The 22,158-nt window shown below is 60.5% G+C and carries 30 protein-coding genes; 3 read left to right on the plus strand and 27 right to left on the minus strand.

Annotation, left to right across the window (positions count from 1 at the left end; genetic code table 11):
- The 5 genes from G7020_RS01150 to G7020_RS01170 are packed head-to-tail and all read right to left on the minus strand — an operon-like array spanning position 1 to position 3,777.
- Positions 1-705 carry an energy transducer TonB gene (locus G7020_RS01150; RefSeq protein ID WP_181082220.1) on the minus strand — a complete coding sequence of 235 codons (705 nt, stop codon included), beginning with the start codon at positions 703-705 and terminating at the stop codon, positions 1-3.
- Positions 705-1,115, minus strand: coding sequence for an ExbD/TolR family protein (locus G7020_RS01155; RefSeq protein ID WP_181082221.1), 411 nt, complete (start codon positions 1,113-1,115; stop codon positions 705-707). The genes G7020_RS01150 and G7020_RS01155 overlap by 1 nt, the downstream gene beginning before the upstream one ends.
- 10 nt (positions 1,116-1,125) lie before the next feature.
- Entirely contained in the window at positions 1,126-1,608 is a 483-nt protein-coding gene (locus tag G7020_RS01160) for a MotA/TolQ/ExbB proton channel family protein (RefSeq protein WP_181082264.1), read from the minus strand.
- Positions 1,609-1,663: 55 nt separating this feature from the next.
- Entirely contained in the window at positions 1,664-3,010 is a 1,347-nt protein-coding gene (locus G7020_RS01165; RefSeq protein ID WP_181082222.1) for a MotA/TolQ/ExbB proton channel family protein, read from the minus strand.
- Complete coding sequence (locus tag G7020_RS01170) at positions 3,007-3,777, minus strand: DUF3450 domain-containing protein (protein ID WP_181082223.1); 771 nt, start codon at positions 3,775-3,777, stop codon at positions 3,007-3,009. Before G7020_RS01170 ends, G7020_RS01165 begins: the two co-directional genes overlap by 4 nt.
- Positions 3,778-3,977: 200 nt before the next feature.
- Here G7020_RS01170 and G7020_RS01175 point away from each other — a divergent pair, with 200 nt between their 5' ends.
- On the plus strand, positions 3,978-4,664 hold the full coding sequence (locus G7020_RS01175) for an OmpW/AlkL family protein (RefSeq protein ID WP_181082224.1): 687 nt from the start codon (positions 3,978-3,980) through the stop codon (positions 4,662-4,664).
- 197 nt (positions 4,665-4,861) lie between these two features.
- Here the strand turns inward: G7020_RS01175 and G7020_RS01180 are convergent, their stop codons facing one another.
- From G7020_RS01180 to G7020_RS01190, 3 genes are read right to left on the minus strand one after another with little or no spacing between them, the layout of a single operon-like run.
- The gene (locus tag G7020_RS01180; RefSeq protein WP_181082225.1) at positions 4,862-5,791 is read right to left on the minus strand and encodes an NAD-dependent epimerase/dehydratase family protein; all 930 of its coding nucleotides are present in this window, start codon (positions 5,789-5,791) and stop codon (positions 4,862-4,864) included.
- The gene (locus G7020_RS01185; protein ID WP_181082226.1) at positions 5,784-6,668 is read right to left on the minus strand and encodes a sugar nucleotide-binding protein; all 885 of its coding nucleotides are present in this window, start codon (positions 6,666-6,668) and stop codon (positions 5,784-5,786) included. Before G7020_RS01185 ends, G7020_RS01180 begins: the two co-directional genes overlap by 8 nt.
- A 10-nt stretch (positions 6,669-6,678) precedes the next feature.
- Positions 6,679-7,173: a single-stranded DNA-binding protein gene (locus G7020_RS01190; protein ID WP_181082227.1), complete on the minus strand. Its 495-nt coding sequence runs from the start codon at positions 7,171-7,173 to the stop codon at positions 6,679-6,681.
- 26 nt (positions 7,174-7,199) lie between these two features.
- On the opposite strand from G7020_RS01190, the gene G7020_RS01195 reads away from it, so the two are divergent.
- Entirely contained in the window at positions 7,200-7,409 is a 210-nt protein-coding gene (locus G7020_RS01195) for a hypothetical protein (RefSeq protein WP_181082228.1), read from the plus strand.
- Between the two features lie 40 nt (positions 7,410-7,449).
- Here the strand turns inward: G7020_RS01195 and G7020_RS01200 are convergent, their stop codons facing one another.
- Positions 7,450-8,817: an MFS transporter gene (locus G7020_RS01200; RefSeq protein WP_181082229.1), complete on the minus strand. Its 1,368-nt coding sequence runs from the start codon at positions 8,815-8,817 to the stop codon at positions 7,450-7,452.
- A gap of 133 nt (positions 8,818-8,950) precedes the next feature.
- Here G7020_RS01200 and uvrA point away from each other — a divergent pair, with 133 nt between their 5' ends.
- Positions 8,951-11,788 (plus strand): excinuclease ABC subunit UvrA, encoded by a 2,838-nt coding sequence (gene uvrA / locus G7020_RS01205; protein ID WP_181082230.1) that lies wholly within the window; start codon positions 8,951-8,953, stop codon positions 11,786-11,788.
- Between the two features lie 67 nt (positions 11,789-11,855).
- On the opposite strand, the gene G7020_RS01210 is transcribed toward uvrA, so the two are convergent.
- From G7020_RS01210 to rplN, 18 genes are all read right to left on the minus strand, one after another.
- Positions 11,856-13,316, minus strand: a complete 1,461-nt coding sequence (locus G7020_RS01210) for a catalase (RefSeq protein ID WP_181082231.1) — start codon at positions 13,314-13,316, stop codon at positions 11,856-11,858.
- Positions 13,317-13,502: 186 nt separating this feature from the next.
- A complete protein-coding gene (rplQ, locus tag G7020_RS01215; RefSeq protein ID WP_019339959.1) occupies positions 13,503-13,889 on the minus strand; it encodes a 50S ribosomal protein L17 in 387 nt (128 codons plus the stop codon).
- 45 nt (positions 13,890-13,934) lie between these two features.
- The gene (locus G7020_RS01220) at positions 13,935-14,936 is read right to left on the minus strand and encodes a DNA-directed RNA polymerase subunit alpha (RefSeq protein ID WP_181082232.1); all 1,002 of its coding nucleotides are present in this window, start codon (positions 14,934-14,936) and stop codon (positions 13,935-13,937) included.
- A gap of 22 nt (positions 14,937-14,958) precedes the next feature.
- A complete protein-coding gene (rpsD, locus tag G7020_RS01225; protein ID WP_181082233.1) occupies positions 14,959-15,579 on the minus strand; it encodes a 30S ribosomal protein S4 in 621 nt (206 codons plus the stop codon).
- Between the two features lie 17 nt (positions 15,580-15,596).
- On the minus strand, positions 15,597-15,986 hold the full coding sequence (gene rpsK / locus G7020_RS01230; RefSeq protein WP_019339962.1) for a 30S ribosomal protein S11: 390 nt from the start codon (positions 15,984-15,986) through the stop codon (positions 15,597-15,599).
- Positions 15,987-16,005: 19 nt separating this feature from the next.
- Complete coding sequence (rpsM, locus tag G7020_RS01235) at positions 16,006-16,362, minus strand: 30S ribosomal protein S13 (protein WP_014854208.1); 357 nt, start codon at positions 16,360-16,362, stop codon at positions 16,006-16,008.
- A gap of 131 nt (positions 16,363-16,493) precedes the next feature.
- Positions 16,494-16,610, minus strand: a complete 117-nt coding sequence (rpmJ, locus tag G7020_RS01240) for a 50S ribosomal protein L36 (RefSeq protein ID WP_014854209.1) — start codon at positions 16,608-16,610, stop codon at positions 16,494-16,496.
- A gap of 28 nt (positions 16,611-16,638) precedes the next feature.
- Entirely contained in the window at positions 16,639-17,967 is a 1,329-nt protein-coding gene (gene secY, locus G7020_RS01245) for a preprotein translocase subunit SecY (protein ID WP_181082234.1), read from the minus strand.
- The gene (rplO, locus tag G7020_RS01250) at positions 17,968-18,402 is read right to left on the minus strand and encodes a 50S ribosomal protein L15 (protein WP_181082235.1); all 435 of its coding nucleotides are present in this window, start codon (positions 18,400-18,402) and stop codon (positions 17,968-17,970) included.
- Between the two features lie 3 nt (positions 18,403-18,405).
- Positions 18,406-18,588, minus strand: coding sequence for a 50S ribosomal protein L30 (gene rpmD, locus G7020_RS01255; RefSeq protein WP_014854212.1), 183 nt, complete (start codon positions 18,586-18,588; stop codon positions 18,406-18,408).
- A 2-nt stretch (positions 18,589-18,590) separates the two neighbouring features.
- Positions 18,591-19,091 carry a 30S ribosomal protein S5 gene (gene rpsE, locus G7020_RS01260; protein WP_181082236.1) on the minus strand — a complete coding sequence of 167 codons (501 nt, stop codon included), beginning with the start codon at positions 19,089-19,091 and terminating at the stop codon, positions 18,591-18,593.
- A gap of 3 nt (positions 19,092-19,094) precedes the next feature.
- Entirely contained in the window at positions 19,095-19,445 is a 351-nt protein-coding gene (rplR, locus tag G7020_RS01265; protein ID WP_181082237.1) for a 50S ribosomal protein L18, read from the minus strand.
- A 10-nt stretch (positions 19,446-19,455) separates the two neighbouring features.
- On the minus strand, positions 19,456-19,989 hold the full coding sequence (gene rplF, locus G7020_RS01270) for a 50S ribosomal protein L6 (protein WP_181082238.1): 534 nt from the start codon (positions 19,987-19,989) through the stop codon (positions 19,456-19,458).
- A gap of 12 nt (positions 19,990-20,001) precedes the next feature.
- Positions 20,002-20,394 carry a 30S ribosomal protein S8 gene (gene rpsH, locus G7020_RS01275; RefSeq protein ID WP_014854216.1) on the minus strand — a complete coding sequence of 131 codons (393 nt, stop codon included), beginning with the start codon at positions 20,392-20,394 and terminating at the stop codon, positions 20,002-20,004.
- A 182-nt stretch (positions 20,395-20,576) separates the two neighbouring features.
- On the minus strand, positions 20,577-20,882 hold the full coding sequence (gene rpsN, locus G7020_RS01280) for a 30S ribosomal protein S14 (protein WP_181082239.1): 306 nt from the start codon (positions 20,880-20,882) through the stop codon (positions 20,577-20,579).
- Positions 20,883-20,895: 13 nt separating this feature from the next.
- A complete protein-coding gene (rplE, locus tag G7020_RS01285) occupies positions 20,896-21,435 on the minus strand; it encodes a 50S ribosomal protein L5 (protein WP_037025754.1) in 540 nt (179 codons plus the stop codon).
- A gap of 19 nt (positions 21,436-21,454) precedes the next feature.
- Positions 21,455-21,769 carry a 50S ribosomal protein L24 gene (gene rplX / locus G7020_RS01290; RefSeq protein ID WP_181082240.1) on the minus strand — a complete coding sequence of 105 codons (315 nt, stop codon included), beginning with the start codon at positions 21,767-21,769 and terminating at the stop codon, positions 21,455-21,457.
- A gap of 11 nt (positions 21,770-21,780) precedes the next feature.
- On the minus strand, positions 21,781-22,149 hold the full coding sequence (gene rplN, locus G7020_RS01295; RefSeq protein ID WP_014854220.1) for a 50S ribosomal protein L14: 369 nt from the start codon (positions 22,147-22,149) through the stop codon (positions 21,781-21,783).
- Positions 22,150-22,158 lie beyond the last annotated feature (9 nt).

Consider the following 22,158-nt stretch of genomic DNA (forward strand, 5'->3'; position numbering starts at 1 on the left):
TCAGCGTTCTCCTTGCAGGCGGAAATGCAGGGTCTTGACGGCTTCACGGGAGACCGCGACACCATTTTCAGTACGCGGCGCAAAGCGCCAGCGTGCCGCGGCACGGCGTGCTTCACGGTCGAAGATATTGCGTGGCGAGGCTTCGAGTACGCGGATGTTCTCCACCCGGCCCGCCGGATTGATGGTGAAGGCGAGCTTGATATGCCCCTCGATGCCCTGCTGCCGCGCACGGTAGGGATATTCCGGGCGCACATCATTGAGCGGCATCACTTCATTTTCCGGCCCGCCCGGCTGGCTGGTCGCCGCCCCTGCGTTTGCCGGTGGCGCGGCGGCAGGCGGAGCGGCTCCCGCCGTAAGGCCGGCGAGGCTCGGCGAGGGCGCTGCTGCAATGGAGAGTCCGGTGTCGATGCTCGGCAGATCGAGATCGAGCTTGGGCAAACTGGCGTCCGGTGTGCTCATATTCTGGGTCGGCGTCGGCTGCTGCGGCGTTTTCGGCTGCGGTGGCTGTGGCGCCTGCTGTCGGGAACGGGTTGCACTCTCCTCGTTGCGCCCATCCATACGGACGAAATTGGCGATGGGTACCCGCTCATCATCGATCTGACTCCGTGGCGGGCTGACCATGCTCAACATCAGCGCGAACAGCAGCAGCGCCACTACACAGGCGATGACGAAAGACAGTCCCAGGCGAGCCAGCGCTGGACGCATCAGCCCTCTCCTGTGCTGGCCGCCAGCGCCACGTCACGCACACCGGCCTGACGCGCCTGGTCCATGACCTGCACCACCAGCCCGGTACGCGCATCCCGATCGGCCTGCACCACCACCGCACCATCGGGCTGATCGACCCGCATGCGCTCGACGTGGGCGCGCACACTGCGCACATCGATTGCCTGCTTGTCGATCCAGACCTGACCATCGGCGGTGACCGCGATAAAGATATTGCCCTTGTCCTGAGTGCTGGCGGTATCGGCCTGGGGACGCTGCACCTCGACACCCGACTCGCTGATGAAGGAGCTGGTGACGATAAAGAAGATCAACATGATGAAGACCACATCGAGCATCGGCGTCAGATCGATGCCGGTGTCTTCTTCCTGCTGATGATGGCGACGCATACGCATCCGGTATTCCTCAATCGTGACGCAGCTGGTCGGCCAGCCGGTCGAGCGCCAGGCGGGCGATACGCTCAAGGCGCGCCTGACTGAACAGTCCAGTGATGGCCAGCACCATGCCGGCCATGGTCGGCAGGGTCGCCTGCCAGACGCCGGCGGCCATGCCGCGCGGGTTGCCGGTACCACTGAGGGCCAGCACATCGAATACCGCAATCATGCCGCTGACGGTGCCCAGCAGGCCCAGCAGCGGATACAGCGCCACCATGGTCTTGCCCAGGCGCAAGGGGCCTGACAGCTGTTGCTGTGCCTGCGCCAGCCAGGAACCACGCACGGCACGCTGCCAGTTGCCGGGCTCGCCGCTCAGCTGGCTCCAGGCCTCCCGACGTGACTCTACCCAGCGCGGGAAGACGCGGCGGATAAACCACAGTCGCTCGAACACCAGCGTCCAATACAGTACGCAGAGCCCCGCCAGTGCCCACATCACCACGCCGCCGGATGCCATGAAATCAAGCAGCGCATAAGCACTGTCGATCAGACGCAACCAGAGTGCGGGGGTATCAATCACGACGCGGCGCTCCGGACAGATGCAACGCAATCAGCCCGGCGCTCTGCTGTTCCAGCAACTGCACCAGCCCCTTGCTGCGACTGGCCAGCAGGCTGTGCAGGAACAGCAGCGGGATCGCCACCACCAGCCCCAGCACGGTAGTCACCAGCGCCTGGGAAATCCCATCGGCCATCAGTCGCGAATCGCCGCCACCACCCTGGGTGATGGCCTGGAAAGTGACGATCATGCCGGTCACCGTGCCCAGCAGGCCCAGCAGTGGCGCTACCGCACTGAGCAGCTTGAGCAACGGCAATCCACGCTCCAGCGGTGGCGTTTCCTGCAGGATCGCCTCGTCGAGCTTGAGTTCCAGGGTTTCCAGATCAGACAGCTGCGGTTTTGGCCCGAGCACGCCGATGATCCGGCCCAGCGGGTTATCAGCGCGCGGATCGGTCAGGTCGCGCATCTGTTGGCCAACGGCACGGGAGACACCGGCCAGCCAGAGCATGCGCCAGAACGCCAGGCACAGTCCGAGAAACCCAAGCGCCACGATCACCCAGCCAACCACTCCACCCTGCTGCAAACGAGCCCAGAGATCCGGTTGCAGTTGCAATTGCGCCAGCAGCGTTCCACGACTCGGGTCCACCGGCAAACTGGCAAGCGCATCGCGGCTGCTCAGATAATCATCGACCAGCCCCATGCCGGCTGGCTGGCGTGGCAGGGCCAGCAGCTCACCGGCACCGGCGTCGTAACGCAGAAAGGCATCGGGACTGAACGCGGAGAAACTGCCGACCCGCAGCACCGGCAACACATTGCGCTGCCCATCGACACCGACCACCGGCAATTCGAGGCGCTCGACCCGGCCACTGGCGGCCAGGTCCTCCAGCAAGGTCATCCAGAAGCCATCGAGATCTTCCGCCGAAGGCAAGGCCCGGCTCTCCGCCAGTGCCTTCAAGCGCTGCACTCGCTCGGGATACTGCATGTTGAGCAGGCTATCCTGCCACTGGCCGCCAATATCTCCGGCGCTCTGGCGTACCACGCCGAAGAGTTCGCCCAAATGACCGACCCGCTGGGCCAGCAACTTCTCCTGCTCGGCAAGCTCGGCTTCCTGGCGATCGAACTCGGCCTTGAGCCGCTCGGCTTCGGCCTTCTGGGTATTCAGCGCAGCCTGAGCACGCGACAGCAGCTGCGCCTGCTCGCTGCGGTCACGGATAAAGGCCTGCTCGCGCGCCTGCATCGCCTCGACCTCGGCAGCACGCTCGCTGCGAATGCGCTGCAGCAACTGATCGGGCGTCAGCGGTTCGGCTGCCTGGGCCAGCGCCGGCAACAGGCCGGCAAAAATCATTATTAGCAGACGGCTCATTGCGTAGCCTCCCTGGCCAGGGTCTTGACGGGCAACACGAGATAATCGGGTGCCTGCTGCTGACGAGCGATGGCAATGGCCTGAGTGACGGGCCGGCGAGCGTTGCCGTCAAGCACCTCCCAGTTGCCGCTTTGCGGATTCCACCAGCCGCTCTCATGCGCATCGAGGGTCTGGTAATAGAGCATCACCCGCCCCAGACGCAGGAACTCGACGCTGCGCGTACCGCCGTCTACCGGCAGCTCGCCGCGCCAGGCTTCCAGGGTGCGGCCATAGTCGCTCTCGACCTGATAAGCCTCAAGAATGCGCCGATATTTCTCCGCCAGGCTGATATCGGCGCGCGGCAGCAGATCCTGCAACTGCGCCAGCCGGTCAGCACGCTCATCCGGCAGGAATGGCAGGTCGGCGGCGATGAATTCGCCCAAGACCTCGACCATCTGCACCATCTGCGGCGTTACCGCCTCCTGGGTACGCTCGATACTGTCGAGCTGGCGCTGAAAGCTTTCGAGTTCCTTGCGCTGCGCCGCGGTGAGTTCGACCAGCTGCTTGTTGTACGCCTTCAGTGCCTCGGCCTGCTGCAACGCATTGCGATAATCGTTGAGCATTTGCCGGGTGGCATCGTCGAGCTGCTCGATGCGTGCCTGGGACGCTTTGGCTTCGGCGGCCAGACGCTGGCTCTCCTCCAGCGCTGCATCCAGCGGAGCTGCATGCAGCTGCACGCAGCACGGCAACAGGGCGACCGCCAGAAGGCGGGGTATAAGAGCTTGCATTGATTAAGGGTCCTTGCAGACGAAGGTCAAACTCGAAAGAGAAACATTATCATCTAGATGAAGAAGCGAAGGCAACCCGGACATTAGGTCGCAGCCCCGGTAAAGCCGAACCTTTTATTGAGCTGGATCAAAAACAGCCACACGGCGCGCCCTACCATTGCCCCCACTCGCAACGCACCATGTCTCGATGGAGTTTCAATATGCGCAAGACCCTGTTTACCGCTTCCGTGCTGGCCGTGGCTCTCGCCGCTCCCGTCGCCCAGGCCCATCAGGCCGGTGACATCATCGTTCGCGCTGGTGCGATTACTGTTGATCCGCGTGAGGATAGCGGCAACATCTATGTCGGCGCGCTCGGAACCAGCGTCGCCGGCACTAAAGCCACACTGGATAGCAATACGCAGCTGGGTCTTAACTTCGCCTATATGGTGACCGACAAGATCGGCATCGAACTGCTGGCAGCCAGCCCGTTCAGCCATGACGTCGGCGTAAAAGGAATGCCCGGCCCCTATGCCGGCCTGAATGGGAAACTGGGCGAGCTCAAGCATCTGCCGCCGACCCTGAGCGTGGTCTACTACCCACTCGACAGCAAGGCCGCCTTTCAACCCTATGTTGGTGCCGGCATCAACTACACCTGGTTCTTCGATGACAAACTGTCCAGCGAAGCCGAAGGTAAAGGCTTCAACGGCCTGGATATCAAAGACTCCTGGGGCCTGGCCTTTCAGGTTGGCGCTGATTACATGCTGACCGACAACCTGATGATCAACGCCCAGGTCCGTTATATCGACATCGACACCACCGGAACCACCAGCATTCTCGGAGACAAGGTCAAAGTCGACGTGGACGTAGACCCGATGGTCTACATGGTCGGCCTCGGCTACAAGTTCTGACGAAACGGCAATCGCCGAATCGCAGACCAGACAAAGGCGCCCTCGGGCGCCTTTGTTGTTTTCGACGCCTCACCAACCCAATGGGCAGAACCAAGGTCTGCCTTCGAAGCTTCGGATTGTGCCTGCGAATTGTCGGATTACGCCTTCGGAAACCCGGATTACGCCTTCGGCTAATCCAGGCTACGGCCTCTAACCTGCTAGCGATTCAGGAGTCTCGCCAGTCCACTGCGCATATCGGTCGCCGGCTCGGGCAACCGAAAGCGCTGCAGCAGTCGCGCATTGTTTGCCCGCGAATGGCGAATATCTCCACTGCGCGCCGCCTGGTAGCTGACCGGCGGCAGCCCGCCAAGCACATCGCCAATCGCCGCCAGCAGCTGATTCAACGACGTGGCGTGATTGAGCCCGACATTGATCGCGCCTTCCTGGGTTTCATTGCACTCCAGCGCCTGCACCAGCAACTCGACCAGATCGCCGACATAGAGAAAATCACGGGTCTGCTCGCCATCGCCGAATACGGTGATGGGTAATCCCTGCTGGGCACGTTCGGTAAAGATGCTGATCACACCGGAGTACGGCGAAGAGGGGTCCTGACGCGGACCGTAGATATTGAAGAAGCGGAACACCACCGGCTCCAGCCCGTGCTGACGCCGATAGAAATCGAGATAGTGCTCGCTGGCGAGCTTGTCCGCCGCATAGGGGGTCAGAGGGGACTTTGGCGTGTCTTCATCGATGGCCTGGCCTTCACCATTATTGCCGTAGACCGCCGCGCTCGACGCGAAGACCACACGACGCACACCCGCCTCGCGCATCGCTTCGCACAGGTTGAGAGTGCCAATCAGGTTGCTGCGATGGGTACCGAGCGGATCATCCACCGAAGCCTGCACCGAGGCCACCGCCGCCAGGTGCACCACAACCGCACAGCCCTGCAAGGCGCTACGCACCACCTGCGCATCAGCCACATCGCCTTCGATCAGCTCGACCCGATCATCAGCTGGCAGGTTGCTGCGCTTGCCGGTGGACAGATTGTCCAGCACCCGCACCGAATAGCCACGGACCAGCAGTGCATCGACCAGATTGGAGCCGATGAAGCCAGCCCCCCCGGTCACCAGGATCGGGGACTCAGCCATGACGGTAGTAATGCTCCAGCAGACTCGGCAACCCCGTGCGCCAGGCACGCGGCTTGATACCGAAGGTATTGAAGATCTTCTTGCAGGCCAGCACGCCATGCTGTGGCTCGTCCGCCGCATCGTCACAGTCGGCGTGAGCGATCGGCGTCAGGCTTTCGACCCTCAAGGGCCGATGCTGGCTGGCCTCGGTGTACAGCGCCTGGGCCACCACCAGCGGCGTCGATGCCTCATGCCCGCCATAGTGGTAGGTACCCCAGAGCGGGGCCTGGCAGTCGAGCTGCTTGATGACGGCCAGCATGACCCGCGCGGCATCATCCACCGGCGTAGGGTTGCCGCGCCGGTCGTCGGCGAGTACCAGCTGCTCGTCCTGTTCGAGACGCTGCAGGAAACGCCCCAGCAAACCATGCGGGCTGTCATCGAGCAACCAGCCGAAACGCAGCAGAACATGCCGGGGACAGAGCGCCCGTACAGTCTGCTCGACACGCCAGAGCGCGCGACTACGGGCATCCAGCGGAGCAACTTCGTCCTTCTCGCTGTAGGCCGTGGTGCGCGCACCATCGAAAACCCTGTAGCTGGACGGCTGTAGCAGCACGAGCTGATGGTGCTGGCAGAGTTCTGCCAGACGCTCCACGGCGCGCTCCTGGCTGGCCAGCACGGTCTCGTCGACCTTCCCGCTCTGGAACCAGTCGAAATAATAGGCAAGGTTGATCACGACGTCCGGGCGGTTGTCGTCGAGCAATTCGGTCAGGCTGGACGCATCCCAGCCCCTGTCGGGCGGGCACGGCGCGAGGAAATTGATATCCTCCTCGGCGCCAAGGCGGATGAGCGCCTGGCCCAGGGCATTGCCGCCGCCCAACAGCATCAGGCGCATTCGCATGGAGTGAACTCTAGAACGGAATATCGTCGTCGAAGCTGTCGTAGTCGGCTGCCGGCTGCTGGGCGACCGGCTTCGGCTGGGACTGCTGAGGGCGTGCCGCCTGCTGCGGTTCACGCTGCGGGCGCGGCTGCGACTGGCGTGGCGCATCGTCGGAGCTGCCACCACGGCCACCGAGCAGCTGCATGGTACCGCCCATGTCGACCACGATTTCCGTGGTGTAGCGCTTGACGCCGTCCTTCTCCCACTCGCGGGTCTGCAGACGCCCTTCGATATAGCACTGCGAGCCCTTGCGCAGGTACTCACCGGCAATCTCTGCAACCTTGCCGAACAGCACCACGCGGTGCCATTCGGTGCGCTCCTGAAGCTGGCCGGTCTGCTTGTCCTTCCAGCTGTCGGTGGTCGCCAGCGTGATGTTGGTCACCGCATTGCCATTGGGCATGTAGCGGGTTTCCGGATCGCCGCCGACATTGCCGATCAAGATGACTTTATTCACCCCTCTGGCCATGGGTAACTCCTTATCTGGAACATGAATTGGGCTGGCTGGGCAAAACTTCCTGCGAACAGGAAAAAGCCAATGACCGCGAATCTTACCTCAGCCATCCGGACCATCCAACAGGACATGAGCGCGAGTTGCAGGCCAGCGGTATTTTTGCCAGCCATGTCGCATCAGTGCCGGTGCGGTGCCACAAAGGCGGTAAAACCGCCGCAGCCATGTGGCTCGGCGAACGGCAACGGAGCTAACAGGCTGTTGAAAATACTACCTATGCTTTTCAAAGACCTGCTATGCGACCAGTCGATCCAGCTCGGCCCTGTCGATCACCTGCGCATCCACCTTGACATAGGCGGCCCCCTCATCGGCCAGCACGACCGCATCCGACACGCCGGGCACGGCCAGCAACTGCGCCGTAAGATCCGGATTGGCCCGCGCCGCTTCCGACAGCGGCAGCCGCAGACCGCTGACATAAGGTGGCTCGCGCATGCTCCGCACGACCAACAGCCACACCCCGGCAAGCGCCGCGCAAATGACGAACACCAGATCGAGCCCACCCAGCTGGTAGAGCCAGCCACCGAGAATCCCGCCCAGCCCCGCACCGAGGAACTGGCTGGTGGAATACACCCCCATCGCCGTGCCCTTGCCGCCCGCTGGCGCGACCTTGCTGATCAGCGACGGCAAGGAGGCTTCCAGCAGATTGAAGGCCGTGAAGAAGATCACCATGCCGAACACCAGAGCCCACAGGCCATGCCCGAACAGCCAGAAGAACAGCTCGCACAGCAGCAGCACCCCAACCGCACCCAGCAGCACCCGCCGCATCTGGCGCTTCTTCTCGCCATAGATGATGAACGGAATCATCCCCAGGAAACCGACCAGCAGCGCCGTCAGGTAAACCCACCAGTGATCTTCCTTGGGCAGCGCGCCCTCATCCACCAGCGCCAGCGGCAACGCGACGAAACTGGCCATGAGAATGGCATGCAGGGCCAGAATGCTGAAATCCAGACGCAGCAGATCCGGATGGCGCAAGGTCTTACCCAGCGCCTGCTTCGCCAGCCCCGATTCACGATGCTGCAGATGCTGCTGAGCGCGTGGCAGGGTCGCGACGATCACGCCACCCAGCAGTGCCAGCGCCGCCGTTATCCAGAACAGACCGGAAAGCCCGAATGCCTGTGTCAGCAACGGCCCGATGACCATGGCTACCGCAAAGGATACGCCGATGCTCATGCCGATCATGGCCATGGCCTTGGTCCGATGTTGCTCGCGGGTCAGGTCGGAAAGCAGCGCCATTACCGCAGCCGAGATCGCCCCGGCGCCCTGCAGTACCCGCCCGGCGATCACTCCCCAGATAGAGTCGGCCATGGCCGCGAGCCCGGCACCCAGCGCGAACAGCAAGAGACCGAAGTAGATCACCGGCAGACGGCCAATGCGATCAGACAACATGCCAAAGGGAATTTGCAGCACCGCCTGGGTCAAACCATAAGCACCGATGGCAAGACCGATCAGCGCCGGTGTGGCGCCCTGCAGGTCCATGCCATAGGTCGCCAGCACCGGCAGCACCATGAACATGCCAAGCATGCGAAACGCGAAGACCATGGCCAGCCCGGAAGCTGCGCGGGTTTCGCTGGCATTCATGCGTTCGCTGTAGGGGTCCTGCATTTGTGGGGGTCTCGCTCGAATGAACCGGCGGCGATTCTAGCAGTCATCCTCTACCTGGCACAGGCGCGTAATTTTGCCGCGCCGCCGTCCGGGCCGTATAATTTCCGGTTTTCGCCCGCCACGCGAGGCTGTTTTGGACAAGATTCTGATCCGTGGGGCTCGCACCCACAACCTGAAGAACATCGACCTGACCCTGCCGCGCGACAAGTTGATCGTGATCACCGGCCTGTCCGGCTCAGGCAAGTCCTCATTGGCCTTCGATACCCTTTACGCAGAAGGCCAGCGCCGCTACGTGGAATCGCTGTCGGCCTACGCCCGGCAGTTCCTGTCGATGATGGAAAAGCCCGACGTGGACACCATCGAAGGCCTGTCGCCGGCCATTTCAATCGAGCAGAAGTCCACCTCGCACAACCCGCGCTCCACCGTGGGCACCATCACCGAGATCTACGATTACCTGCGCCTGCTCTATGCGCGAGTCGGCACGCCACGCTGCCCGGATCACGATGAGCCGCTGGAAGCGCAGACCGTCAGCCAGATGGTCGATCAGGTGCTGGCCCTGCCCGAAGGCAGCAAGTTGATGCTGCTGGCCCCGGTGATCCGCGAGCGCAAGGGCGAGCACCTGGCGGTCTTCGACGAGTTGCGCGCCCAAGGCTTCGTCCGCGCGCGGGTCAATGGCAAGCTGTACGAACTCGATGAACTGCCGAAACTGGACAAGCAGAAGAAACATTCCATCGATGTCGTGGTGGACCGCTTCAAGGTACGCGGCGACCTGCAGCAACGCCTGGCCGAGTCCTTCGAGACCGCGCTCAAGCTGGCCGACGGCATTGCCCTGGCCGCCCCCATGGACGAAGACGACGACCGTGAGGAAATGATCTTCTCGGCGCGCTTCGCCTGCCCGATCTGCGGCCACTCGATCAGCGAGCTGGAGCCCAAGCTGTTCTCCTTCAACAACCCCGCCGGCGCCTGCCCGACCTGTGATGGCCTGGGTGCCAAGCAGTTCTTCGACGCCAAACGCCTGGTCAACGGCGAGCTGACGCTGGCCGAGGGTGCGATTCGCGGCTGGGACAGGCGCAACGTCTATTATTTCCAGATGCTCGGCTCGCTGGCCGCACATTATGGTTTCAGCCTCGACGAGCCATTCGGCTCGCTATCCGAAACCCATCAGCAATACATCCTGCGCGGCAGCGGCAAGGAGAACGTTGATTTCCGCTATCTGAACGATCGGGGCGATATCGTCAAGCGCTCGCACCCGTTCGAGGGGATCATCCCCAATCTCGAACGCCGCTACCGCGAAACCGAATCCAACAGCGTCCGCGAAGAACTGGCCAAATATCTCAGCACCCAGCCCTGCCCCGAATGCCGCGGCACCCGCCTGCGTCGCGAGGCTCGCCATGTCTGGGTTGGCGACAAGACGCTGCCAGCCGTCACCCGTCTGCCGATTGGCGATGCCGCCGAATATTTTGCAGGCTTGACGCTGAGCGGGCGGCGCGGCGAGATCGCCGACAAGATCCTCAAGGAAATCTGCCAGCGCCTGCAGTTTCTGGTCAACGTCGGCCTCGATTACCTGACCCTGGATCGCAGCGCCGACACGCTTTCCGGCGGTGAAGCCCAGCGCATCCGCCTGGCCAGCCAGATTGGCGCAGGTCTGGTCGGCGTCATGTACATCCTGGACGAGCCTTCCATTGGCCTGCACCAGCGCGACAATGAGCGCCTGCTCGGCACCCTGCGTCACCTGCGCGACATCGGCAACACGGTGATCGTCGTCGAGCATGACGAAGATGCGATCCGCATGGCTGATTATGTAGTCGATATCGGCCCCGGCGCTGGCGTGCATGGCGGTCGTATCGTCGCCGAAGGCACTCCCGACGAGGTGATGACGCACCCCGATTCGCTGACCGGCAAATACCTGTCTGGTCGTGTGCAAATCAGCTATCCGCCCGAACGCACCCTGCGCGACCCGAAGAAGCTGCTCAAGCTCAAGGGCGCGCGCGGCAATAACCTGCGCAACGTCGATCTGGAAATCCCGGTGGGCCTGCTGACCTGCATTACCGGCGTGTCCGGCTCTGGCAAGTCGACGCTGATCAACAACACTCTTTTTCCCATCACCGCCACGGCGCTCAATGGCGCCACCACACTGGAAGTGGCGCCCCACGACTCCTTCGATGGCCTGCAATACCTGGACAAGGTGGTCGATATCGACCAGAGCCCCATTGGCCGCACGCCACGCTCTAACCCGGCCACCTACACCGGCCTGTTCACGCCCATCCGCGAACTGTTCGCCGGCGTTCCGGAAGCGCGCTCGCGCGGTTACGGCCCAGGACGCTTCTCCTTCAACGTCAAGGGCGGACGTTGCGAAGCCTGCCAGGGCGACGGCGTGATCAAGGTGGAAATGCACTTCCTGCCGGATATCTACGTTCCCTGTGACGTGTGCAAGGGCAAGCGCTACAACCGCGAAACCCTGGAAGTGAAGTATAAAGGCAAGAGCATCACCGAAGTGCTCGACATGACTATCGAGGAAGCGCGGGAGTTCTTCGACCCGGTGCCGGCGGTTGCGCGCAAGTTGCAGACGCTGATGGATGTGGGCCTGTCCTATATCAAGCTGGGGCAGAGCGCGACCACCCTCTCCGGCGGTGAAGCGCAGCGGGTCAAGCTGTCGCGCGAGCTGTCCAAGCGCGACACCGGCAAGACCCTCTATATTCTTGACGAGCCCACTACCGGCCTGCACTTCGCTGACATCCAGCAACTACTCGATGTGCTGCACCGACTGCGTGACCACGGGAATACCGTGGTGATCATCGAGCACAACCTGGATGTAATCCGCACGGCGGACTGGCTGGTCGACCTGGGCCCCGAAGGCGGCTCCAAGGGCGGGCAGATCATCGCCAGTGGAACACCGGAAGAAGTGGCCGAGATGCCGCAGTCGCACACCGGGCACTTCCTCAAGCCCTTGCTGGAGCGAAACCGAGCCTGAATAGTCCGGCAGCCTGAAAACCAAAAGCCCGCAGCACTGCTGCGGGCTTTTTCATTCAGCGCAGGGATCAGGCCAGGGCTTCCTCAACCGGAAGATCCAGCGCCTTTGCCACACCCGCGCCGTAAGCAGGGTCGGCCAGGTAGCAATGCCTGATGTGACGCAGCTTGATATGCCGCGCCGCATCACCCATGGCCCGCGCCGTATTCCCGAACAGGCGTTCCTGCTCATCGGCCTCCATCAAACGGAAGAGATCCCCCGGCTGAGTGAAGTAATCGGCATCGTCCGCACGGAAATCGTAACGGTCAGCCGCCCCACCCAGAGCCAGCGGCGGCTCGCTGAAATCGGGCTGCTCCCGCCACTCGCCATAGGTGTTCGGCTCATAGTGCAGACGCCCGCCGTGGTTGCCATCCACCCGCATGGCGCCATCGCGGTGGAAACTGTGCACCGGGCAACGCGGCGCATTCACCGGAATCTGGTGGTGATTGACGCCCAGACGATAGCGCTGCGCATCACCGTAGGAGAACAGACGCCCCTGCAGCATGCGGTCCGGCGAGAAGCTGATGCCGGGCACCACGTTGGCCGGGGTGAAGGCTGCCTGTTCGACGTCCTGGAAATAGTTGTCGGCGTTGCGGTTCAGCTCGTAGTAACCCACTTCGATCAGCGGATAATCCTTCTTCGACCAGACCTTGGTCAGGTCGAATGGATGGAAGCGATAGCTTGCAGCCTCGGCTTCGGGCATCACCTGGACATACATGGTCCAGCGCGGGAATTCTCCCCGCTCAATGGCTTCGAACAGGTCACGCTGCGAACTTTCCCGATCACCCGCGACGATGGCCGCCGCTTCCGCATCGGTCAGGTTCTTGATGCCCTGCTGGGTCTTGAAATGGAACTTGACCCAGTAGCGCTGGTTATCGGCGCTGATGAAGCTGTAAGTATGCGAGCCAAAACCATGCATGTGTCGATACGAGGCGGGAATGCCCCGATCGCCCATCACATAGGTGATCTGGTGCAGCGCTTCGGGCAGGCCGGTCCAGAAGTCCCAGTTATTGTTGGCGCTGCGCATGTTGGTGCGCGGGTCGCGCTTGACCGCATGGTTCAGATCGGGAAATTTCAGCGGATCGCGGAAGAAGAATACCGGCGTGTTGTTGCCGACCATGTCCCAGTTGCCCTGCTCGGTATAGAACTTCAGGGCGTAGCCGCGAATATCGCGCTCGGCATCAGCCGCACCACGCTCACCGGCCACTGTAGAAAAACGGGCAAACATCGGGGTTTTCTTGCCGATCTCGGAAAAGATCGCCGCCTTGGTATAGCGGGTAATATCGTGGGTAACCACGAACTCGCCAAAAGCGCCAGAGCCTTTGGCGTGCATACGGCGCTCGGGAATGACTTCACGATCGAAATGCGCCAACTTTTCCAGGAACCAGACGTCCTGCAACAACATCGGCCCACGCGGACCGGCGCTCATAACGTTCTGGTTTTCGGCTACCGGGGCGCCGGCGACGGTTGTGAGTCTTGGCTTGTCAGTCATGGCTGCATCTCCTTGGCGTGCATCAGAAATCTCGTGCGGCGCGCTCAGAAGCGCGGGTTGTGTGGCTCTCATCATAGAGAGCAAGCGCAACGCCGACTAATGATGAAGGTCAACGCCCTCGATAGAGGAAATCTTTCAGCCATAAAAAAACCGAGCCAAGGCTCGGTTTTTTTGAACGCAGCGAACTTACTCCGCAGCCTCCACTTCACCGGTAACCGGACGGTCAACCAGCTCGACGTAAGCCATTGGCGCATTGTCACCAGCGCGGAAGCCGCACTTGAGAATACGCAGGTAGCCGCCCTGACGGGTGGCATAACGCGGGCCCAGATCGTTGAACAGCTTGCCAACGATGGCCTTCGAGCGGGTACGGTCGAAAGCCAGACGACGGTTGGCGACGCTGTCTTCCTTGGCCAGGGTGATCAGCGGCTCGGCGACGCGACGCAGTTCCTTGGCCTTGGGCAGGGTGGTCTTGATCAGTTCGTGCTCGAACAGCGACACCGCCATGTTCTGGAACATGGCCTTGCGGTGTGCGCTGGTGCGGCTCAGATGACGGCCACTTTTACGATGACGCATGATTGAAATTCCTTACCAAACGATCAGTTCGGTGACTAGGGACGATCAGGCCGTAGCCTTATCGTCCTTCTTGAGACTTGCCGGCGGCCAGTTATCGAGGCGCATGCCGAGGGACAGACCACGAGAAGCCAGAACGTCTTTGATTTCGGTCAGAGACTTCTTGCCCAGGTTCGGCGTTTTCAACAGTTCCACTTCGGTGCGCTGAATCAGATCACCGATGTAGTAGATGTTTTCTGCCTTGAGGCAGTTCGCCGAACGCACGGTCAGTTCCAGGTCATCAACCGGACGCAGCAGAATCGGATCGATCTCGTCTTCCTGCTCCACCACAACCGGTTCGTTATCGCCCTTGAGGTCGACAAACGCAGCCAGTTGCTGTTGCAGGATAGTCGCAGCACGACGGATCGCCTCTTCGGGATCCAGGGTGCCGTTGGTTTCCAGATCGATGATCAGCTTGTCCAGGTTGGTACGCTGTTCAACACGGGCGTTCTCGACCACATAAGCCACGCGACGAACCGGGCTGAAGGTGGCATCGAGCTGAAGACGGCCAATACTGCGGCTTTCATCTTCATCGCTCTGACGCGCATCAGCAGGCTCGTAACCACGGCCGCGAGCGACCTTGAGCTTCATGTTGATCGAACCATTGGCCGCCAGGTTGGCGATCAGGTGATCGCCATTGACGATTTCGACATCGTGATCCAGCTGGATATCGGCAGCGGTAACAGCGCCCGCGCCCTTCTTCACCAGGCTCAAGGTCACTTCATCACGGCCGTGCAGCTTGATGGCGATACCTTTGAGGTTGAGCAGGATTTCGATGACATCTTCCTGCACGCCCTCGATGGCGCTGTACTCGTGGAGCACGCCGTCGATCTCAGCCTCGACCACTGCGCAGCCTGGCATTGAGGACAACAGAATACGACGCAGCGCGTTGCCCAGGGTGTGGCCGAAACCACGCTCGAGAGGCTCGAGCGTGATCTTGGCACGGGTCGGACTGACCACCTGCACATCGATATGGCGGGGGGTCAGGAACTCATTTACCGAACTCTGCATGGATACACCTATTTTCTAGCCCTTACTTGGAGTAGAGCTCGACAATCAGGTTTTCGTTGATGTCGGCGGACAGATCACTGCGAGCCGGAACACTCTTGAAAACACCGGTTTTCTTGTCGGTATCTACTTCGACCCACTCAACACGACCGCGCTGTGCGCACAGTTCCAGGGCCTGGGCGATACGCAACTGGTTACGGCACTTCTCGCGCACTTCCACCACGTCACCCGCTTTGACCTGGTAGGAAGGAACGTTCACGGTCTTGCCGTTGACGCTGATTGCCTTGTGGGAAACCAGCTGGCGCGATTCGGCACGCGTGGAGCCGAAGCCCATGCGGTAAACGACGTTATCCAGACGGCATTCGAGCAGCTGCAGCAGGTTCTCGCCGGTAGCGCCCTTGCGGCTGGCAGCCTCCTTGTAGTAACCGCTGAACTGACGCTCGAGCACACCGTAGATACGGCGAACTTTCTGCTTCTCGCGCAGCTGGGTACCGTAGTCGGAGAGGCGACCACGACGTTGACCATGAACACCCGGTGGGGTTTCGATGTTGCACTTCGATTCGAGCGCGCGCGCACCACTCTTCAGAAAGAGATCGGTGCCTTCACGACGAGACAGTTTGCACTTGGGACCAATATAACGAGCCATTCTTCACTGTCTCCTGATTACACGCGGCGCTTCTTCGGCGGACGGCACCCGTTGTGCGGGATTGGCGTCACGTCGGTGATGCTGGCGATTTTATAACCACAGCCATTCAGAGCACGAACGGCAGATTCACGACCCGGACCTGGACCTTTGACGTTGACGTCGAGGTTCTTCAAGCCATATTCCAGAGCCGCCTGACCAGCACGCTCGGCAGCTACCTGAGCAGCGAACGGGGTGCTTTTACGCGAACCACGGAAACCGGAACCACCGGAAGTAGCCCAGGACAACGCGTTGCCCTGACGATCGGTGATGGTGATGATGGTGTTGTTGAAAGAGGCATGGATGTGGGCGATGCCATCAACCACTGTCTTTTTGATTTTCTTACGAGGACGAGCAGCAGGTTTTGCCATTACTTAAATTCCTACGCGATTACTTGCGGATCGGCTTGCGCGGGCCCTTGCGGGTGCGGGCGTTGGTCTTGGTACGCTGACCGCGCACCGGCAGACCACGACGATGACGCAGGCCGCGGTAGCAACCCAGGTCCATCAAGCGCTTGATCTTCATGTTGACTTCGCGACGCAGATCACCTTCAACGATGAACTTGGCCACTTCGCCGCGCAGCAGTTCGACCTGCTCGTCGGAGAGATCCTTGATTTTCGCTGCCGGATTTACGCCGGTAGCTGCGCAGATGGTCTGCGCACGAGTGCGACCGACACCATAGATGTAGGTCAGCGAGATAACAGTGTGCTTGTTATCCGGAATGTTTACGCCTGCAATACGGGCCATTCAGTGAAACTCCAATTGACAGCTACCCAACGCCCCGGAAGCCAAGAAAAGGGCGCGAGATACTAACGCTGTAATAACAAATAATCAACCCGGCAGCGCACTAGCTACCGGGTTCTAGCTTTAGCTCACAATCAGCCTTGGCGCTGTTTGTGACGCGGTTCTGCACTGCAGATGACTCGTACGACGCCTTCGCGACGGACGATCTTGCAGTTGCGGCACAGCTTCTTGACCGATGCACGAACTTTCATGACCAACTCCTCGAACCTTACGAACCAATCAGCGGAGCATTCCGCTGCCATAGCCCTTCAGGTTGGCTTTTTTCATCAGGGAATCATACTGGTGAGACATGAGGTGTGACTGCACTTGCGACATGAAGTCCATCACCACCACCACCACGATCAGCAACGAAGTCCCGCCAAGGTAGAACGGCACGTTTGCAGCCACCACAAGGAACTGGGGCAGCAGGCATACAGCCGTCATGTACAGGGCACCGAACATGGTCAAGCGGGTCAGTACGCCATCGATATAGCGTGCGGACTGCTCACCAGGCCGGATTCCAGGGATAAACGCACCGGACTTCTTCAGGTTTTCCGCAACGTCTTTCGGATTGAACATCAATGCCGTATAGAAGAAGCAGAAGAAGATGATACCGGCGCTGAACAACAGGATGTTCAACGGCTGGCCCGGAGCGATCGACTGGGAGATATCCGCCAGCCAGCTCATGCTCTCGGACTGACCGAACCACTGCCCCAGGGACGCCGGGAACAGCAGGATACTGCTGGCGAAGATCGCAGGGATGACGCCTGCCATATTGACCTTCAGCGGCAGGTGGCTCGTCTGCGCAGCGAAAACCTTGCGGCCCTGCTGACGCTTTGCATAGTGAACGGCGATCCGCCGCTGACCACGCTCGATGAACACCACGAAACCGATGATGGCAACGGCAACCAGGCCTACGGCAAGCAGCGCGATGATATTGATATCACCCTGCCGCGCAGACTCGAAAGACTGCCCCAGCGCGCCCGGCAAACCGGCAACGATGCCCGCGAAGATCAACATGGAGATGCCGTTACCGACACCCCGCTCGGTGATCTGCTCGCCCAGCCACATCATGAACATTGCACCCGCCACGAAGGTGGTGATGGCCACGAAGTAGAAGCCGAAGTCGTTGCTGAACGCGACACCCTGCCCCGCCAGACCGACCGACATGCCGATCGCCTGGACGATCGCCAGCACCAGCGTTCCGTAACGCGTGTACTGACTGATCTTGCGACGCCCGGCCTCGCCTTCCTTCTTCAACTGCTCCAGCTGCGGGCTGACAGCGGTCATGAGCTGCATGATGATCGACGCCGAAATGTACGGCATGATCCCCAGCGCGAAAATGCTCATCCGCTCCAGCGCGCCGCCGGAGAACATGTTGAACAGGCTAAGGATGGTCCCTTCGTTCTGACGGAACAGCTCGGCCAACCTGTCGGGGTTGATCCCCGGCACCGGGATGTGTGCGCCAATTCGATAGACGATGATCGCCATCAGCAGAAAACGCAGACGCGCCCAGAGCTCGGACAGCCCACCATTACTCAGCGCGGAGAGAGCACCTTGCTTAGCCATTTATTCCTCGAACTTGCCGCCAGCTGCTTCGATAGCCGCACGCGCACCCTTGGTGGCGGCGATGCCCTGGAGAGTCACCGCACGACCGACCTCGCCGGACAGCATGACTTTTACACGCTGAACGTTGTGGTTGATGATGTTGGCGTCTTTGAGGCTCTGCAGAGTTACAACATCGCCTTCAACCTTGGCCAGCTCGGAGGTACGCACTTCGGCGCGATCCATGGCTTTCAGAGAAACGAAGCCGAACTTCGGCAGACGGCGATGCAGAGGCTGCTGACCACCCTCGAAGCCGGGAGCGATCTTGCCGCCGGAGCGGGAAGTCTGACCCTTGTGACCACGGCCACCGGTCTTGCCGAGACCGCTGCCGATACCACGGCCCGGACGCAGCTTTTCGCGACGGGCGCCTGGCGCAGAACGCAGATCGTTCAGTTGCATGGCTTAGCCCTCCACACGGAGCATGTAGTAAGCCTTGTTGATCATGCCGCGATTCTCAGGAGTGTCCTGAACTTCGACGGTGTGACCAATGCGACGCAGGCCCAGACCCTTGACGCACAGCTTGTGATTGGGAATACGACCGCTGACGCTTTTGATCAGCGTGACCTTGACGGTTGCGTTAGCCATGATCAGGAAATCTCCTCAACGCTCTTGCCGCGCTTGGCAGCGATCGAGTCAGGTGACTGCATGGCCTTCAGACCCTTGAACGTAGCGTGAACCACGTTGACCGGGTTGGTAGAACCGTAGCACTTGGCCAGAACGTTCTGCACGCCAGCGACTTCCAGAATGGCGCGCATCGCGCCACCAGCGATCACACCGGTACCTTCCGAGGCAGGCTGCATGTAGACCTTGGAAGCGCCATGCGCAGCCTTGGTTGCGTACTGCAGGGTAGTGCCGTTCAGGTCGACCTGGATCATGTTGCGGCGAGCCGCTTCCATCGCCTTCTGAATGGCGGCAGGCACTTCGCGGGATTTGCCGCGACCGAAACCTACACGACCCTTGCCATCACCCACCACGGTCAACGCGGTGAAGGTGAAGATACGACCACCTTTTACTGTTTTGGCGACGCGGTTAACTTGAACCAGCTTCTCAATGTAGCCTTCGTCGCGCTTTTGCTCGTTATATGCCATAACTTAGAACTCCAGCCCGCCTTCACGAGCAGCATCAGCCAGTGCCTTCACACGACCGTGGTACTTGAAGCCAGAACGGTCGAACGCCACCTGGGTGACACCTGCGGCCTTAGCACGCTCAGCGACCAGCTGACCAACTTTCTTGGCAGCGTCGACGTTGCCTGTGGCACCGCCGCGCAGTTCTTTGTCGAGTGTCGAGGCGCTGGCCAGGACCTTGTCGCCACCGGCCGAGAGGACCTGGGCGTAGATGTGCTGGGAAGAGCGGTACACACACAGGCGTACGACTTCCAGCTCGCGCATCTTCAGGCGTGCCTTGCGAGCGCGACGCAGACGAGTAACTTTCTTTAGGCTCATTTGCTATGCCCTACTTCTTCTTAGCTTCTTTACGACGAACCACTTCGTCCGAGTAACGCACGCCTTTGCCCTTGTAAGGCTCAGGACGACGATAATCACGGATTTCAGCAGCCACCTGACCGACCAGTTGCTTATCGATACCCTTGATCAGGATATCGGTCTGGCTGGGGGTCTCAGCGGTAACGCCTTGCGGCAGTTCATATTCCACCGGGTGCGAGAAGCCGAGAGCCAGGGACAGCACTTGACCTTTGGCTTGCGCCTTGTAACCGACACCAACCAGCTGGAGCTTGCGCTCGAAGCCCTGGCTAACGCCGACGACCATATTGTTCACCAGCGCACGGGTGGTACCAGCCATGGCGCGAGTCTGCTGATCGCCATTGCGACCGGCAAAACGCAGCTCACCCGACTCCTGGATGACCTCAACTGACGAATGAACATTCAGCTCCAGAGCGCCCTTGGCACCCTTCACCGAAAGCTGCTGGCCAGTCATCTTGATTTCGACGCCAGCGGGCAGCTTGACGGGGTTTTTAGCAACGCGAGACATGCTTATTCCCCCTTAGAACACAGTGCAGAGCACTTCGCCGCCAACGCCAGCGGCGCGAGCAGCACGATCAGTCATCACACCCTTGTTGGTGGACACGATCGAAACGCCCAGACCGCCACGAACTTTCGGCAACTGGTCGACGGATTTGTACTGGCGAAGGCCAGGACGGCTTACACGCTTGAGCTCCTCGATGACCGGACGGCCCTCGAAGTACTTGAGCTCGATGGACAGCTGCGGCTTTGCATCGCCACTGACGTTGTATCCCGCGATATAGCCTTCACCCTGAAGAACGTTGGCTACTGCCACCTTCAGCGTGGAAGACGGCATGCTTACGACGGACTTTTCGGCCATCTGGGCATTACGGATACGAGTTAGCATGTCCGCTAACGGGTCCTGCATACTCATGGGCTCTTGGCTCCTAATACGAAAAAATAAGCCCGCAAGGGCTCGTGTCGCCTTCTAGATGAGACCGCGATAAATGCGAGGCTCGGGCGAGCCGGACATTCTAGAGACAGACCTGAAACGAATCAAGCCCCAGAGGGGCTTGATTCGACAACATCCAGTCCAGCCATGAGCCGGACCTTCATTTACCAGCTGGCTTTGACCAGACCCGGCACATCACCACGCATGGCAGCCTGGCGCAGCATGTTGCGCGCAAGACCGAACTTGCGATACACACCATGCGGACGACCAGTCAGACGGCAGCGGTTACGCAGGCGCGAAGCGCTGGCGTCACGTGGCTGCTTCTGCAGGGAAACCTGGGCTTCCCAACGAGCTTCCGGCGTGGAGTTCGGGTTGGCGATGACAGCCTTCAGCGCCGCACGCTTTGCAGCGTATTTGGCAACCGTCTGCTGACGCTTCAGCTCGCGGTTCTTCATGCTTTGCTTAGCCATGTACCTACTCCAATCAGTTGCGGAACGGGAAGTTGAAGGCGCGCAGCAGCGCACGACCTTCATCATCCGTCCGGGCGGTAGTGGTCAGGGTGATATCCAGACCACGCAGCGCATCGATCTTGTCGTAATCGATTTCCGGGAAGATGATCTGCTCTTTCACGCCCATGCTGTAGTTGCCACGACCATCGAAGGACTTGGCATTCAGGCCGCGGAAGTCGCGAACCCGAGGCAGGGAGATCGACAGCAGACGATCCAGGAATTCGTACATGCGATCGCCACGCAGCGTCACCTTGACGCCGATCGGCCAGCCTTCGCGGACCTTGAAGCCTGCGATGGAGTTCCGAGCATGGGTCACAACGACCTTCTGACCGGTGATCTTCTCCAGGTCGGCAACCGCATGATCGATGATCTTCTTGTCACCGATGGCTTCGCCGAGACCCATATTGAGGGTGATCTTGGTAATGCGTGGAACTTCCATCACGTTGCCGAGCTGAAGTTCTTCCTTCAGCTTGGGCGCGATTTGCTTCCGATAAACTTCTTTTAGTCGTGCCATGGTTATCTACCTAGCAGTCTCAAGCTTCAACCGGCTTTTGGGTCGACTTGAAGACACGAATTTTCTTGCCGTCTTCAACCGTGAACCCAACGCGATCAGCCTTGTTGGTTTCGCTGTTGAAGATAGCGACGTTAGAGACGTGCAGAGGCGCCTCTTTCTCGACGATACCGCCCTGAACGCCCGACATCGGGTTCGGCTTGGTATGACGCTTGACCAGGTTGATACCACCGACGACCAGACGGTCATCAGCGAGAACCCGAAGCACCTTACCGCGCTTGCCCTTGTCCTTGCCGGCGATGACGATGATCTCGTCGTTGCGACGAATCTTTTGCATGCGGCTACTCCTTAGAGCACTTCAGGCGCGAGGGAGACGATCTTCATGAACTTCTCGTTACGAAGTTCACGCGTCACCGGCCCGAAAATACGAGTACCGATAGGCTCCTGCTTGTTGTTCAGCAGAACAGCAGCGTTGCCATCGAAGCGGATAATGGAGCCGTCCGGACGACGAACACCGTGACGGGTGCGAACCACTACAGCGGTCATCACCTGGCCTTTCTTGACCTTGCCACGCGGAATCGCTTCCTTGACGGTAACCTTGATGATGTCGCCGATGCCGGCGTAACGGCGGTGCGAACCGCCGAGAACCTTGATGCACATAACGCGGCGCGCGCCACTGTTATCCGCCACATCGAGCATTGATTGAGTCTGAATCATATAATTTCT

Source organism: Stutzerimonas stutzeri, assembly GCF_013522825.1.
Lineage (GTDB): Bacteria > Pseudomonadota > Gammaproteobacteria > Pseudomonadales > Pseudomonadaceae > Stutzerimonas > Stutzerimonas stutzeri_AK.